Here is a 14,676-nt window from a genome sequence, read left to right on the forward strand (position 1 = left end):
TGCGTGAATTCATATTATTTCCATCCAGGGGCTGACGATCGGGAAAAGCTCACCATTCTTTTGCTGCATGGCAGCATCAAAGGCGGTTGACCCCGCATCTCGACGGGCTTGAGTTCCGCCCGGCTTTGACAAACCGACAGCGCTCGGTCCGGACGCTTTGATGATCGCTGAGTGGCAGCGATTTCGCGTTGCGGTCCGGAGCGAAACCGAACGAGGCCTCCTTGCAGAAGCTCTTCGCCGCGATCGCAACGCTTTGCCTATTTTATGCGACACTCGGCTTCCCATCGACGGCACGGGCCCAAATCCCCGCTATTCCCGGACTCACGACGGCCGCAGCGTCCAAATCGGAAACCGCCGCCAGCGCGGAGACGAACCCGCAGGCCGATCGTGAAGCCCTCCAGAGGGTGATCGGCCTCTTGTCCGACGATACGAGGCGGGCCGCACTTCTGAACGAATTGCGGTCGGTGGAAGGTGCGTTGGGCACCAACTCCTCCGGCACGGCCGACGCTGGCAAGGCGACCGGCGCGCCCGCCGAGGCGCCGGCGAAGGACGAGGCCGCGCCGATCATCGGCGAGAAGGGGCTGATCGGTGCGATCTCCTCCAGCCTCGCCGAAAGCGGGCAGGGCATGGAAGCCACCAGCCTCGGCGCTCCCGTGGAAGAAAAGCTCGGTCGCGCCGTGGATGAGCTTCAGGCGCGCATCGACAGCTCGCTTGGTGGGCAGGCCACGATCGACTTCCTTCAATGGGCGCTGCCGGGCGCCGCCGTGGTCATCGGCCTTGTTCTCATCCTGTTTCGCAACAACTGGTTGCGACGCCATCGCGAGTTGCAACAACGGCCGGGGGGCACGGCCTTCCAGATTGCGCGCGCCATCGCCAAATGCGTTCCGTTCGGCCTCATTCCGCTGTTTGTTGTCGTGGCGACGGCCTCTGGCTGGGCGGCTGCCTTCGCGCCCTCTTGGCAAGACGGGCGTTTGTTTCTGGCGCTTTTCTCGCCGCTCTTCGCCGCGCTCGCGACGCGCCAGATTCTCTACTATCTCCTGATGGCGCTGGGGCCTTCTCGGGGTTGGCGTCTCGTCGGCTATGCGCAGCGGCGGCTTTTGGGTTGGGTCGGCCTTCTCGCAGCCCTGGCGGCGACGGCGGGCGTGCTGCGCGAGTTCTCGCTGCGAGTGGTCGTGGGCTTCGACGTGGCAGACGTCGCCTCGTTGCTGATCGACCTCGGCCTCGCCGTGCTGACGGCGGCCTTCATCATGCGCCATCGCCTGACAGTGCGTAGCCTTCTAATCCGAGGCCACCGCGACCGGGAGGGGCAGGACCATTCGTCCGGCATCTTCTCGTCGGCCTTCCATGCTCTCGCGGCATCCTGGCATCTGGTCGCACTGGCCTTCGTCGTCGCCAATGTCGTCGCGCGCCTCACAGGCACAGGCAACGGCCAGTTCATTCTCGAAAGCTCGGGTGCGCTTCTCTACATCTTTGGCGGCCTTGCCCTGCTGGCGGTCGCCAATGCCGGCTTCAAGCGCATGGCGGACAGCATGGGCCGTGGGCGTGTGACGCTGCGCAGCGCCATCATGCTGCGCTATCTCGATATTTTCCACCTCCTGTTTCAGATTGCCGTCGCGGCCTTCGTTCTGGTGCAGGCGGTCGATGTCTGGGGGTTCGATCTCGCCGGCTGGCTCGGCTCGGAGCGGGGGCAGCGTTTCCTGCGCCCGGCCTTGTCGCTGATCCTCGTGCCGGCCGTGATCTACGCGATCTGGACGACGATCGACACGGCCGTCACGCATTCGCTTCAGCCGACCGACAGCCGAGGCCGGACGCGCAATCGCTCGGGCCGCATTCGCACGCTTCTGCCTCTCCTGCGCAATCTCGTCTTCGTCGTGCTGTCGGTCGTCACGGTGATCGCCATGCTCGCCAATATCGGTGTGGACGTCACGCCGCTTCTGGCCGGCGCGGGTGTCATCGGCTTGGCCTTCTCTTTCGGCGCGCAGCAGCTCGTGCAGGATGTCATCACCGGCTTCTTCATCATCTTCGAGGACACGATCGCGGTGGGCGATGTCATCTCGACGGGAGATCGGACGGGCACGGTCGAGGGCCTGACGATTCGCACCGTGCGCATCCGCGACGGAAACGGGGCGCTTCATTCCGTGCCCTTCAGCCAGATCAAGGCCTTGCAGAACAATTCGCGCGGCTTCGGCATCTTTCCGCTCAACGTTTCCATCGCCTTCGGCGCAGACGTGGACCGGACCATGGAGATCATGCAGGAGGTCGGCCGCGATCTCCTGACGGACGCGACCTATGGGGACATGATGCTGGCGCCGATCGAGATGTGGGGCGTGGACGGGTTCACCCGGGAGGGTGTCGTGATCAAGGGGGCGATCCGCTGCAAGCCGCTCCAGCAATGGGGGGTCGGACGCGAGTTCAATCGACGGCTGAAGCGCCGACTGGATGACGAGCATATCCGCTTCTTCGCGGCGGAGCAGCGCATCGCCGTTCACGACGATCAATCGCTCCGCGTCGTCGCCAACTGAGCGAGAGGGCCGTCAAGCGGATTCGCGAAGCACCATCTGCGAGGGGAGGAGCACGTGCTCCTCTTCCGCAGCGTCCAGGTCGGGATCGCCTTCCCGCTCGGCGGCGATCTTGCGCAGGAGGATAGCCATGGCTCGCCCGCCGATCTCGCTATAGTTCTGCGCCACCGTGGTCAGCGGCGGACTGGCGAAGCGCGAGAGCGGATGATCGTCATGCCCGGCGATCCGCAACGCGCTGTCGCCCTCGTGCCCGACCTTCACTCCAGCCTTCCAAGCGGCGGACAGCGCTCCGAAGGCGACGCGATCATTGGCGCAGAGAAGGGTCGAAGTCGGAAACCCGTCCTCGCGCAGGATGCGCGACACCTCGTCAAAGCCGAAGCTTTCGAAATCCCAAGTCAGCTCGGCGCTGATCGGCACGACATGAGGCTGGAGCCCCAACCGATCCATAGCTTCGATATAGGCGAGGCGGCGGTTGGAGGCGTTGCTGTTGACCTCCGGCATACCGAGAAAGCAGGGCGGCGTGCCGGAGCGGCAGAGATAATCCACCATGATCTGAAACGAGCGACGATTGTCGGTCCCGACGAAGGCCGTACCCTCATCCAGCGGCAAGTCCACATAGACGAGCGGGATCGCGGCGGAGAAGCGCTCCAGCGCCGCAGCGCGGGAATGAAGCCCCAGCGGCGCGACCACGGCCCCCGCGACGTTCATCGACGTCAGCGTTTCCAGAGCGCGCTCTTCCAGTTCCGGGTCGCCATCCGACGAGAGGACGAAGGTCAGGTAGCCTTCCTCGCGCGCGATCGCTTCCACGCGCCGGGTCAGGGCGTTGTAGAAGGGGTCGGCCGATGTCGGAATGAGCATTCCGATGATATTGGAGCGGCGGCGATTCAGGTTGACCGCGAACATGTTCGGCCGAAACCCGGATTCGCGGATGGCCGCTTCGATCATCTCGCGCGTCTTGCGGCGAACCGAGTTGGGGTCGTTGAAATATTTGGAGACGGTCGGACGTGACAGGCCGACGAATACGGAAAAATCCTCCATCGTCCTGACCGGCCTGTCCATTCCACTGTCCTTTCTCACCGGTGCTCTCGGCTCCGGTCCATGCCCATAGGCCTCCCGTCTCGATCCACACAGACGCGCCGTCTCCGTCAAGACGCGATCGATCAGCCTGCCGCGAACTGAACCTTCATGGTGGCGGCGGATGCGCCGCCTTTCTCGAAGAAGGGCAGCATCTCGGCCATGGGCACGCGGTGCGAAACGAGCCGCGCCATGGTTCCGTCGTCGGCTTGGAGAAGCGCCAAGGCGTCTTGGATCTGGCCATTCAGCGAATGCGAGCCGCAGAGGCGGAGTTGCCGTCGGAATATTTCGAAGGGCGAGATGGCGATGCGCGCCTCCGGCGCACAGACGCCGAAGAACAGGACGGTTCCGCCATCGCTCGCATAATCGATCAGGCTCTCGGCAACGCCCGCGACGCCGGTCGCATCCGCCACGAAATCGAAGCCCTGCCGTTGTCCTTTCAGCTGATCCGAGCCGGAAGGCAGGGCGCCGAGGCCGAGACTGTCGGCAAAGGCGAGACGGGATTCGTTGAGATCGGCCACCGACACCGTTTCGACGCCGCGTGCCTTCAGCGCAAGCGCGAGCAGAAGGCCGATCGGGCCGGCACCGACGACGAGGGCCTTCTCCGGGCGTCGCGGATCGCTGTCGAATCCTGATGCGCCCAATCCATTGAGGACGCAGGCGAGCGGCTCGGCCAAGGCCGCGCAATCGAACGGCAGCGAACCGATCGGATGCAGATGCTTGGCTTTTACGACGCTGAATTCGGCAAAGCCGCCATCATGCGTGACGCCATAGGCCTTCAGATCGGTGCAGAGATTGGTGAGGCCCCGCTGGCACGCTCGGCATGTGCCACAGGGAATGTTCGGATCGACCACCACCCGGTCGCCTACCGAAACGCCGGTCACGTCGTCGGCTACCGTTTCCACGATCCCGGCATATTCATGCCCCGGCACGAGCGGAAAGGCGCTCGAACCGTAACGACCATGGAGCACGTCGATGTCGGTATGGCAGAGGCCGGATGCCATGACGCGGATCAGCGCATGGCCGGGCTGGAGTTCGGGCTCGGCCAATTCGGCGAAGCGCGCCTCGCCTTTGCCGACGAAATGAATGGCCTTCATGGGATCGACCTTGGGAACGCTTTGAGAGGAGGCGTGCCGACGCGCATGCGCCGGCACACCGCGAGCTTCAGCTCATCCAGTTGCCGCCGTCGACATTGTAGGTCTGGGCGAGGATATAGTCGCTGTCGGTCGAAGCCAGGAACACGGCGAGGCCCTTGATGTCGTCGGGCGTTGCGAAGCGGCCGATGGGCACCGACTTGGCGACCTGCGCCTTTTTCTCGCCGGGCGCGAGCCCTTCCCACTTGGCGAACTCCGCATCGACCACTTCCCAATGCTCGCCATCCACCACGCCGGGCGCGATCGCGTTCACATTGATCCCGTGCTTCACGAGAGCCAGCGCTGCGGATTGTGTGGCAGAGATGACCGCGGCCTTGGAGGCGCAGTAGAGCGTCACCAGCGCTTCGCCGCGCCGTCCCGCCTGGCTCGCCATATTGATGATCTTGCCGCCGCGACCGCGCTGGATCATGACGTTGGAGACCGCCTTCATCATGAAGAGTGGTCCCTTTAGATTGATGTCGAAGACGCGCTCGTAGCTCTCTTCGGTGATGGCGTTGATCGGCGCCATGTCGAAGATCGCGGCGTTGTTCACCAGAATGTCGATGCCGCCGAACTCGGCATCGACTTCGGCAACGAGTTTCTCGATCTCCTCGACCTTGGTGACATCCAGCGCCTTGGCCGTTGCGGCCGGGCCGATTCCGGCAGCCGCCGTGCGAGCGCGCTCGCTATTGATATCGGCGATAACGACCTTGGCGCCTTCCTTGACGAAGGCTTCGGCGAAGCCGAGGCCGATGCCACGCGCGCCGCCGGTGATGAGGGCGATCTTGTTCTGAAGTCTCATGGAATATTCCCTGGGAGAAGGGCTTGAGGAGGAGTCAGCGGACGGCTTTGGGGATCGATCCGGCCAGCGCATGGCGATGGAGCCGGGGCAGGGCATGGCCATTGCCGTCGAAGAGATGAGCCGCGTTCGGGTCGAAGCTGAGCTGCACGGTCTCGTGCAGGCGCGCCGTGCTGTCGCCGCCCGCTTCCGCGATGATCAGGTCGCCATTGCCGGCCTGGATGTAGAGATAGGTCTGGCCGCCGAGCCGCTCGATCACCACGATCTCGCCGGGCAGCATGGCTTGCCCGCCGGGAGAAAGATGCTCCGGCCGGATGCCGAGCTGAAGCTTCTCGCCGGGCCTCGCCCCTTCGCCGAAGACGGGCACCTGCAGCATCGCGCCCGAGAGAAGGCGCACAGTGACGCCCTCCGGCCCGGTGCTCACGACCTCGCAGTCGAGGAAATTCATCTTCGGGGAGCCGATGAAGCCCGCGACGAAACGGTTGACCGGGTGATGATAAAGCTCCAGCGGGGTGCCCACCTGCTCGATCCGCCCGTCGCGCAAGACGACGATCTTGTCGGCCAGGGTCATGGCCTCGACCTGATCGTGCGTGACATAGATCATGGTCGCATTCAGTCGCTCGTGCAGGCGCGACAGCTCGATGCGCATCTGAACACGCAGCGCCGCATCGAGGTTGGAGAGCGGCTCGTCGAACAGGAAGACCTTGGGCTCTCTCACCATGGCGCGGCCGATGGCGACGCGCTGGCGCTGGCCGCCGGACAGCGCCTTGGGCTTGCGGTCGAGATAGGGCTCCAGCTGAAGAAGGCGGGCGACGTCCTGAACCTTGCGGTCCTGCTCGGCCTTGGGAACCTTGGCGAGCTTCAGCGCGAAGGCCATGTTCTCGCGAACGCTCATATGCGGATACAGCGCGTAGGTCTGGAACACCATCGCCAGGCCGCGCTCGTCGGGCGGGATGTCGTTGGCACGCTTGCCGTCGATGTCGAGATCGCCTTCGGTGATCTCTTCCAGCCCTGCGATCATGCGCAGAAGCGTGGACTTTCCGCAGCCGGACGGCCCGACGAAGACGACGAATTCGCGGTCTGCGATGTCGAGGTTCACGCCCTTGATGACGTCCACCGCCGCGAAGGACTTCTTGACGTTCCGAAGGTGCAAAGTGGCCATGGGGAACTTCCTTACTTGACGGCGCCGAAGGTGAGGCCGCGCACGAGCTGGCGCTGCGTCATCCAGCCGAAGACGAGAATGGGGGCGACGGCGAGGGCGGAGGCCGCCGAAAGCTTCGCCCAGAAGAGGCCCTCGGGCGAGGAGAAGGAGGCGATGAAAGCCGTCAGCGGAGCGGCGTTCGAGGCCGTCAGGTTGAGGCTCCAGAAGGCCTCGTTCCAGCAGAGGATGGTGGAGAGAAGCGCCGTGGACGCGATGCCGGGCAGGGTTAGCGGCAGGAGGAGATGGCGCATCTGATCCTTGAACTTGGCGCCATCCATGCGCCCCGCCTCCAGGATCTCGTGCGGCACTTCCTTGAAGAAGGAATAGAGCATCCAGACCACGATCGGCAGGTTCGACAGGGTGAAGACGATGATGAGGCCGAGCCGGGAGTCGAGAAGGCCCGTATCGCGGAACAGGAGATAGATCGGGACAAGCACGCCGACCGCCGGGAGCATCTTGGTGGACAGCATCCAGAGAAGCAGGTTCTTCGTCTTCGGGCCGGGGTAGAAGGCGGCCGCATAGGCGGCCGGAACGGCGATGGCGAGCGAGACGATCGTCGCGCCGATGCTTTCGATCACGCTGTTCAGGGCATAGCGCATGTAGTCGGCGCGCTGGTTCACGGCGGCGAAATTCTCCAGCGTCGGCTCGAAGAAGAATTTCGGCGGCGTCGCCACGGCGTCAATCTCGGTCTTGAAGGCGGCGAGCGCCATCCAGAAGATCGGGAAGAACATCAGCAGCGCCGCTGCCCAGCCGATCACGCCGGCCCAGAATGTCGCGCGGCTCGCACGTCGTTTGGCCATGGATCGCGCTCCTAGTTTTCGAGGTTGCGGGCGACGGTGCGGATCAGCACCGCGGCGACGACATTGGCGAGAAGGATGGCGACCACGCCCCCGGCGGAGGCCCCGCCGATATCCCACTGAAGAAGGGCCTTCAGGTAGATGAAATAGGTGAGGGTGGTGGTCGCGGAGCCCGGGCCGCCCGATGTCGTGACCTGAATTTCGGCGAAGACCGACAGAAGGAAGATCGTCTCGATCATCACCACGACGGAGATCGGCCGCAGGAGATGAGGCAGGATGATATGGCGGAACATCACGAGCCCGCGCGCGCCGTCGAGCCTCGCCGCCTCCATCTGCTCGCGGTCGAGCGACTGCATCGCCGTCATCAGGATGAGCGTGGCGAAGGGGACCCATTGCCATGCCACGATCATGATCAGCGACAGCATCGGATATTGGACGAACCAGTCGATGGGCGTCAGCCCGACGCTGCGAAAGATCGCGGCGAAGAAGCCGTTCACTGGGTGCATCAGGAGGTTCTTCCAGATCAGCGCGGCGACGGTCGGCATGACGAAGAAGGGCGCGATGACCAGCAGTCGCGCGATGCCGCGTCCCTTGAAGTCCTGATCGAAGACGACGGCCAGCAGCGTCCCGAAGACGACGGTCAGCGCCAGAACCGAGCCGGTCATGATCAGCGTATTGGCGATCGCGTTCCAGAGCCCGGCGCTCTTCAGGAGAAAGCGATAGTTCGAAATACCCGCAAAGCCCGTCAGGAACGGGTTCAGAAGATTATAATGCTGGAACGAGAACCACAGCGTCATCGCCAGTGGGACGATCATCCAGAGGAGAAGAAGGACGACCGACGGCGCGAGAAGCGGCCCGGTTCGAACGGCGCGTCTGGATCGACCAGCGGCAGCGACGGCGCTCATGATCGGTTCTCCCTCGAAACGAAAGGCTTGGCCATCCGATCACCAACCCATGCGGGGTTCGCGGTCGACACGGCAGTTGCCGAACGCAGCTCGGACATCCGGGGCGAGCCCGGAGTTCAACGAACAGCCTCGACACAGGCGGGTAAGGGTCATGGAGGGCCGGCCTCGAAAGGCCGGCCCGATCCGCTTATTTCGGGTAGCCGGCCTGTTCCATCATGGCTTCGACCTGACCTTGAGCGCCATCGAGTGCGGCGTCCACCGACTGCTGGCCTGCGACCGCCGAAGAGACGGCCTGACCGACGAGCGTGCCGATGGCCTGAAACTCGGGGATCGCGACGAACTGGATGCCCGTATAGGGAACCGGGTTCAGCGTCGGCTTGGTCGGATCGGCGGACTCGATCGCCTTGATCACGGTCGCGGCGAAGGGGGCGGCCTTCTGATAGTTCGGGTTGTCATAGGTCGACTGGCGCGTGCCGGGCGGCAGGGCCACCCAGCCCTCTTTTTCGCCGACGAGCTTGATGTAGTCTTTCGACGTCGCCCATTTCACGAAGGATTTTGCCGTGTCGGCCTTCTTGGTCGATTTCGGAACGGCCAGATTCCAGGACCACGCCCACGATGACCCGTTCGGAGTCACCTTCACGGGTGCCTTGGTGAAGGCGATCTTGTCCGCCACCTGGCTCTGCTTGGGGTCGTAGAGGCGGCCGGCGGCCGAGGTCGCATCGATCCACATGGCGCAATGGCCGGTGGCGAAGAGCGCCTGATTTTCGTTGAAGCCGTTGGACGTGATGCCGGGAGGACCATAATCAGCCATGGCCTTCACATACCAGCCGATCGCATCCTTCCAGGGCTGGGAGGAAATCTGCGGCTTCCACTCCATGTTGAACCACTCGCCACCATAGGTGTTCACGAGTGTGCCGAGATAGGCCATGTTCTCGCCCCAGCCCGGCTTTCCGCGCAGGCAAAGACCATAGACACCCTTCGATTTGTCGGTGACCTTGGCCGCGTATTCCGCGATCTGATCGTAGGTCGGAGCCTCCGGCATCTTGATCCCGGCCGCTTCGAAGAGATCCTTGCGGTACATGGTGAAGGAGCTTTCGGCGTAGAACGGCACGGCAAAGAGCTTGCCGTCCACGGTCAGACCCGCCTTCACCGGGGCGATCAGATCGGCATAGTCATAGTCGCTGCCGAGATCGTCCAGAGCCGTCAGCCAGCCGGCCTTGCCCCAGATCGGGGTCTCGTAGCCGCCGATCGTCATGATGTCGAACTGCCCGCTGCCGGTCGCGATGTCGGTGGTAACGCGCTGGCGCAGGACGTTTTCTTCGAGCACGACCCAGTTGATCTTGTTGCCCGTCGCCTTCTCCCATTCGGGCGAGAGCTTCTGCATGACGATCATATCGGCGTTGTTGACCGTGGCGATCGTGATGTCCTCCGCCGAAGCAAGGCTCGCCGAAAAGCCGAGCGCCGCCATCGAACACGCCGTCAACCACGCAGTCCGCTTGATCCGCATAGTGTTCCTCCTCCTACGATGCGTTGCGCGAAACTATGCACGCGTAAAAGAATGTGTCAAATCCGTAACCCATATCGTTTGTGCGAAAACCAATAATTCCTCGCCGCACTGCAAACTACGCTTCGCTGCAGTGCGTTCTCTGCGACGGTGCATGGAAGCCACGAGGCCAATCAGCCGCCAGGCTTTTCGCGCGTAAACTTTTATTGACAGTTGAACAGGGCTTCGACAGTCTGTGCGAAGACCCGAACGAGCATGATTGGGACCGAGATGCGAACATGTTCCATGAGTGCGCGGGGGTCCGAGAGGGAGATGACATGACGATTCGCACGGCGCGGGGTCTCGCCCCCGAAGCCCTCGGGCCGACGGTGACGATCGGGGAAATCCTGGTGGAGATCATGGCGGAAACGCCCGGCGTCGGCTTTCTGGAGCCGCAGCCTTTGACGGGCCCTTACCCCAGCGGCGCGCCGGCCATCTTTATCGATCAGGTGGCGCGCCTCGGCGGTGCGGCCGGCATTGTCGGCTGCGTGGGCCACGACGATTTCGGACGGTTGAACATTGAGCGCTTGCAGCGCGACGGTGCGGATGTCTCCGCTATCTCGATCCACCCCGAGCTTCCCACGGGCAGCGCCTTCGTGCGCTATCGCCCGGACGGCGCACGCGATTTCGTCTTCAACCTGACGCGCTCGGCTGCGGGACAGATCAGTTTGGACGATGCCGCGAAGGCGCTTCTGGATCGGGCAGGGCATCTTCACGTCATGGGCTCGGCCCTGTCGATTCCCGGCGCCTGGGACTTGATCCGCTACGGACTGGATCGGATCGCGGAGTGCGGCGGCTCGGTGTCGCTCGATCCCAACGCCCGCAAGGAGTTGCTTTCCAGCCATGAGGCGGCCGGGCAATTCGCAGCAATCGTGGCCGAAGCCGATCTCCTGCTCCCCTCCGGGGACGAACTCTTGGCGGCGGCTGGCTGCGAGGGCGAGGAGGCGGCTCTCGCAGCTCTCTTTGATCAAGGCGTATCGGAGATCGCGCTGAAACGCGGAGACAAGGGTGCGACGGTTTTCCGCCATTCGGGCGAGCGGACGGATGGCGCGGCTTTCCAAGTCGAAGAGATCGATCCGACGGGCGCCGGCGATTGTTTCGGGGCGGCCTATCTCACATGCCGGCGCATGGGATTTCCGCCGGACCGCGCCCTTATCTACGCGAATGCCGCCGGCGCGCGGAACGTGACCCGAAAAGGCCCGATGGAAGGCGCGGGCAGCTTCGATGAACTCGACACCTTTATCGCCAACACATCGAGGGCCTGACATGTCGTCTTTTCTCACTGGTCTCGCGGGCGACCTACGCGCCGGCCATCCGCGCGGCGTGACATCCGTTTGCTCGTCGCATCCGATCGTCATCCGCGCCGCCTTGCGACGCGCGGTGCTGGATGAAAGCGACGTGCTGATCGAAGCGACCTGCAATCAGGTCAACCAGTTCGGTGGCTATACCGGGATGCAACCGGCCGACTTCGTGCGCTTCGTTCTGCAGATCGCTGACGAGGAAGGGTTGGCGCCGGCGCGGATCGTGTTCGGCGGCGATCATCTCGGGCCCAATCCCTGGAAGGGGGATGCGCCAGAGGCCGCGATGGAGAAAGCGGAGGCGATGGTCGAAGCCTATGTCGCCGCCGGCTTCCGAAAGATTCATCTGGACGCATCCATGGGCTGCCTCGGCGAGCCGGTGGCGTTGGACGACGAGACGACGGCGGGCCGCGCTGCGCGTCTGGCCAGCCGGGCGGACGCTGTGGCCCGAGAGAAGGGCCTGCCACTTCCGCTCTATATCATCGGGACGGAAGTGCCTGTGCCCGGCGGAGCCGACCACGCTCTCAGCGATCTTCAGCCCACCGCGCCAGAAGCGGCGCGGCATACGATCGAGGTTCATCGCCGAATTTTTGCGGAGCGCGGGTTGGACGGCGTTTTCGAGCGAGTCCTGGGTGTCGTGGTTCAGCCGGGTGTGGAGTTCGGGAGCGAGAACGTCATTCCCTATCACCCCGAAAAGGCGACCTTGTTGAATGCTGTCCTGGAAGAGGAGCCCAAGCTCGTCTTCGAAGCGCACTCCACCGACTATCAGTCGCAGGCCGCACTGACGGCTCTGGTGCGGGACGGCTATGCGATCTTGAAGGTCGGGCCGGGTCTCACCTTCGCTCTGCGCGAGGCCTTGTACGGGCTGGATCTCGTGGCGAGCGAGTTGGAGCCGACCTACGGCGACCGGCCGCTGCGCGCCGCCATGGAGCATCTCATGCTGCGCGAGCCCAAGGATTGGAAGGGGCACTATCACGGCACGGATGCCGAGCAGGCGCTGCAGCGCCATTACAGCTATAGCGACCGCATTCGCTATTACTGGAATCGCCCGGAGGCGGAAGCCGCCGTCGCTCGCTTGCGCGATGCGCTGGACGGGCGCGTGATCCCCGAAACTCTGATGCGCCAGTTCCTGCCTTTCTTGGATGTTGGGCTCGGGCAGACCGGAAGCGTGGACGACATCCTCATTGCGTCCGTCGATCGCGAGCTCGCCACATACGCCGCAGCCTGCCGGGCGTAAGCGCCGAAAAGGCTTGGAAACGAGGGGCGACACGGTTTGCCCTTCGCTTTCGACACTCGCGGCGAGTCATAGGCAGATAAACGAGTTCCCCTAAGGAGCCGCTCGCTACCGATTGCGGGCGTCAGTTCATGATCGGAGGGAGGATCGCCGCCGCAACCAAACGCACGCCTGCGGGATCATCGTGCCGCCGCCAAGGTTTGGTGAAACACGCGAGCAACTTGTAGATCTTAAGGAAGGCGGTGATTTGAATGGTGGGCGCGACAGGGATCGAACCTGTGACCCCCTCGGTGTGAACGAGGTGCTCTCCCGCTGAGCTACGCGCCCGCTCTTGCCGTTCGTTGTCGGCCAGCGGTGAGTGGTCGTATAGAAGCGAACGGCGCGGGCGTCAATCCGATCGATGCGTTTTTCAGCCTGCGTGCGCCAAGTCTCTGTTTTTACACCGCTTGGATACGCAAGGCGCGAGGTTCGAAAAGCGAATCGATCAGCTGCGGTGTCAGATCGGAGAAGCGTTCGATGGAGCAGGTCGCGCCCGAACGGGCCTCCGAGCCCGGATCGTAACCGAACAGCACGAGTATGGACGCCACGCCCGCCGCCCGCGCGGCGAGAATGTCCGTGTCGGTATCGCCAACCATGAGAGCGTTTGACGCCGAGCCACCCGCTTGTTCGATCGTGCCGGATAGATGAATCGGATCGGGCTTGCGCGCCGAGAACGTGTCGGCCCCACAGATGGCCGAGAAGCGCGACGCGAGTTCCATTTCTTCCAATAACCGCCGCGCAAGACGCTCGGTCTTGTTGGTGCAGATCGCAAGCGTCAGCCCGGCTTCGCTCAACCGATCCAGCATGGCGAGGCCACCGGGAAACAGCGCGGACTCCACTGCGATATGGGCTTCGTAATGTTGCAGAAAGCGGGCTGTCTGCTCGGCGAGTTCCTCCGACCCAAGCGGGCGCTCCGCCAGCCGGTAGGCCTCACGCAGCATGGCCTGCGCTCCGTGACCGGCATGGGGACGCACGATCTCCAGAGGAAGCGGGGGGAGGCCGATACGGGACAGGCAATGATTGAGACTGCCCGCGAGGTCGGGCGCGGTGTCCACCAAGGTTCCGTCGAGATCGAAGACGATGGTCCGCTGCGATGGTCCTCTGGTAGCCGCTTCGAAGAAGTGGGCTTCGTGGGCCAAGGAACGATGGATCGGGAGGGCTGCGCTCATGATCGGACTTTGGCCTCAAAGCGGAGAGGGTCAAGCGGACAAGGCCCGAACGAGGCGCAACGGAGGGTCGGGACGCCGTTCGGGTCTTCGCCTGACGCAGGCGAGCCACAGTCTGGCGCTCAGGCCATCAACAAACCGTTAGGGACGATCTGTCGGGATGGCGGGTGCCGAGATCACCCTGAGCGTTTGGCGATAGCGGCGCGATATCGTAAAGCGACGTCTTAAAGGCGCGCTACGGAGGGACAGAGCAATGGATGCGGCAGCGATGAAAGACGAGGTCGCGCGTGCGGCGCTCGCCCATGTCGAGCCGGGTATGCGGCTTGGCATTGGTACGGGGTCAACCGCCGAGGCCTTCATTCGCGCTTTGGCCGTCCGCGTGTCCGAAGGATTGCGGATCGTCGGCGTACCGACCTCCGAGCGCAGCGCCAAACTGTGCGGCGAACTCGGCATTCCCTTGGCGACGCTGGAAGACCTGCCGGAACTCGATCTGACGATCGACGGGGCCGACGAGGTGGATGCGCGGCTTCGTCTGATCAAGGGCGGCGGCGGCGCGCTTCTTCGCGAGAAGATCGTGGCCGCGGCCTCGGCGCGGATGCTGGTGATCGCCGATGCGTCCAAGAAAGTCGAGCATCTCGGCGCCTTCCCGCTGCCGATCGAGGTGAACGGCTTCGGCGTCCTGGCCACGACGCTGGCGATCGAGAAGGCCGGCGCGATGCTGGGGCTTTCGGGCTCCATCCGGCTTCGCATGGTGGGCGACAAGCCCTTCATCACCGATGGCGGACATCTCATCATCGACGCATCATTTGGCCTCATTCCCGATCCAGAAGCCCTGTCTGCTGCTTTGCACGCCATTCCGGGCGTGGTCGAGCATGGTCTCTTTCTCGGATTGGCGTCCTCCGTGCTCCTCGCCGGGCCGGATGGTGTCGAGCGGTTCGGCGCTGCGTGAGGCGCGCCGGTCGCATCGG

The 14,676-nt window shown here is 63.8% G+C and carries 12 protein-coding genes and 1 tRNA gene; 4 read left to right on the forward strand and 9 right to left on the reverse strand.

Going from position 1 to position 14,676, the window contains the following annotated elements; genetic code table 11:
* Positions 1–221: 221 nt before the first annotated feature.
* Positions 222–2,522 carry a mechanosensitive ion channel domain-containing protein gene (locus AUL36_RS15880; RefSeq protein ID WP_062222326.1) on the forward strand — a complete coding sequence of 767 codons (2,301 nt, stop codon included), beginning with the start codon at positions 222–224 and terminating at the stop codon, positions 2,520–2,522.
* Positions 2,523–2,534: 12 nt separating this feature from the next.
* Here AUL36_RS15880 and AUL36_RS15885 read toward each other — a convergent pair whose 3' ends face one another.
* From AUL36_RS15885 to AUL36_RS15915, 7 genes are all read right to left on the reverse strand, one after another.
* Entirely contained in the window at positions 2,535–3,557 is a 1,023-nt protein-coding gene (locus AUL36_RS15885; protein WP_058633693.1) for a LacI family DNA-binding transcriptional regulator, read from the reverse strand.
* A 122-nt stretch (positions 3,558–3,679) separates the two neighbouring features.
* Positions 3,680–4,690: a zinc-dependent alcohol dehydrogenase family protein gene (locus AUL36_RS15890; protein ID WP_062222328.1), complete on the reverse strand. Its 1,011-nt coding sequence runs from the start codon at positions 4,688–4,690 to the stop codon at positions 3,680–3,682.
* Positions 4,691–4,757: 67 nt separating this feature from the next.
* Positions 4,758–5,528, reverse strand: a complete 771-nt coding sequence (locus tag AUL36_RS15895) for an L-iditol 2-dehydrogenase (protein WP_062222330.1) — start codon at positions 5,526–5,528, stop codon at positions 4,758–4,760.
* 34 nt (positions 5,529–5,562) lie between these two features.
* Positions 5,563–6,687, reverse strand: a complete 1,125-nt coding sequence (locus AUL36_RS15900) for an ABC transporter ATP-binding protein (RefSeq protein WP_062222333.1) — start codon at positions 6,685–6,687, stop codon at positions 5,563–5,565.
* A gap of 11 nt (positions 6,688–6,698) precedes the next feature.
* Complete coding sequence (locus AUL36_RS15905; protein ID WP_062222335.1) at positions 6,699–7,526, reverse strand: carbohydrate ABC transporter permease; 828 nt, start codon at positions 7,524–7,526, stop codon at positions 6,699–6,701.
* 11 nt (positions 7,527–7,537) lie between these two features.
* On the reverse strand, positions 7,538–8,428 hold the full coding sequence (locus AUL36_RS15910; protein ID WP_062222337.1) for a carbohydrate ABC transporter permease: 891 nt from the start codon (positions 8,426–8,428) through the stop codon (positions 7,538–7,540).
* 187 nt (positions 8,429–8,615) lie between these two features.
* Positions 8,616–9,896 carry an ABC transporter substrate-binding protein gene (locus AUL36_RS15915; protein ID WP_156418427.1) on the reverse strand — a complete coding sequence of 427 codons (1,281 nt, stop codon included), beginning with the start codon at positions 9,894–9,896 and terminating at the stop codon, positions 8,616–8,618.
* A gap of 353 nt (positions 9,897–10,249) precedes the next feature.
* On the opposite strand from AUL36_RS15915, the gene AUL36_RS15920 reads away from it, so the two are divergent.
* Positions 10,250–11,236 (forward strand): tagatose kinase, encoded by a 987-nt coding sequence (locus AUL36_RS15920; protein WP_062222341.1) that lies wholly within the window; start codon positions 10,250–10,252, stop codon positions 11,234–11,236.
* A gap of 1 nt (position 11,237) precedes the next feature.
* A complete protein-coding gene (locus tag AUL36_RS15925; RefSeq protein ID WP_062222343.1) occupies positions 11,238–12,506 on the forward strand; it encodes a D-tagatose-bisphosphate aldolase, class II, non-catalytic subunit in 1,269 nt (422 codons plus the stop codon).
* A 249-nt stretch (positions 12,507–12,755) separates the two neighbouring features.
* On the opposite strand, the gene AUL36_RS15930 is transcribed toward AUL36_RS15925, so the two are convergent.
* Both AUL36_RS15930 and AUL36_RS15935 read right to left on the reverse strand, forming a co-directional pair.
* Positions 12,756–12,830: transfer RNA gene (locus tag AUL36_RS15930), tRNA-Val, on the reverse strand.
* 110 nt (positions 12,831–12,940) lie between these two features.
* The gene (locus AUL36_RS15935; protein ID WP_082655885.1) at positions 12,941–13,711 is read right to left on the reverse strand and encodes an HAD family hydrolase; all 771 of its coding nucleotides are present in this window, start codon (positions 13,709–13,711) and stop codon (positions 12,941–12,943) included.
* Positions 13,712–13,961: 250 nt separating this feature from the next.
* On the opposite strand from AUL36_RS15935, the gene rpiA reads away from it, so the two are divergent.
* Entirely contained in the window at positions 13,962–14,657 is a 696-nt protein-coding gene (rpiA, locus tag AUL36_RS15940) for a ribose-5-phosphate isomerase RpiA (RefSeq protein ID WP_062222345.1), read from the forward strand.
* The last annotated feature ends 19 nt before the right edge of the window (positions 14,658–14,676 follow it).

This window comes from Aureimonas sp. D3 (assembly GCF_001463805.1).
Lineage (GTDB): Bacteria > Pseudomonadota > Alphaproteobacteria > Rhizobiales > Rhizobiaceae > Aureimonas > Aureimonas ureilytica_A.

Coding starts and splice junctions, on each gene's coding strand:
- rpiA (WP_062222345.1), top strand. CDS start 13,962: ATGGATGCGGCAGCGATGAAAGACGAGGTCGCGCGTGCGGCGCTCGCC.
- AUL36_RS15920 (WP_062222341.1), top strand. CDS start 10,250: ATGACGATTCGCACGGCGCGGGGTCTCGCCCCCGAAGCCCTCGGGCCG.
- AUL36_RS15885 (WP_058633693.1), bottom strand. CDS start 3,557: ATGGAGGATTTTTCCGTATTCGTCGGCCTGTCACGTCCGACCGTCTCC.
- AUL36_RS15935 (WP_082655885.1), bottom strand. CDS start 13,711: ATGAGCGCAGCCCTCCCGATCCATCGTTCCTTGGCCCACGAAGCCCAC.
- AUL36_RS15895 (WP_062222330.1), bottom strand. CDS start 5,528: ATGAGACTTCAGAACAAGATCGCCCTCATCACCGGCGGCGCGCGTGGC.
- AUL36_RS15905 (WP_062222335.1), bottom strand. CDS start 7,526: ATGGCCAAACGACGTGCGAGCCGCGCGACATTCTGGGCCGGCGTGATC.
- AUL36_RS15890 (WP_062222328.1), bottom strand. CDS start 4,690: ATGAAGGCCATTCATTTCGTCGGCAAAGGCGAGGCGCGCTTCGCCGAA.
- AUL36_RS15915 (WP_156418427.1), bottom strand. CDS start 9,896: ATGGCGGCGCTCGGCTTTTCGGCGAGCCTTGCTTCGGCGGAGGACATC.
- AUL36_RS15925 (WP_062222343.1), top strand. CDS start 11,238: ATGTCGTCTTTTCTCACTGGTCTCGCGGGCGACCTACGCGCCGGCCAT.
- AUL36_RS15900 (WP_062222333.1), bottom strand. CDS start 6,687: ATGGCCACTTTGCACCTTCGGAACGTCAAGAAGTCCTTCGCGGCGGTG.
- AUL36_RS15910 (WP_062222337.1), bottom strand. CDS start 8,428: ATGAGCGCCGTCGCTGCCGCTGGTCGATCCAGACGCGCCGTTCGAACC.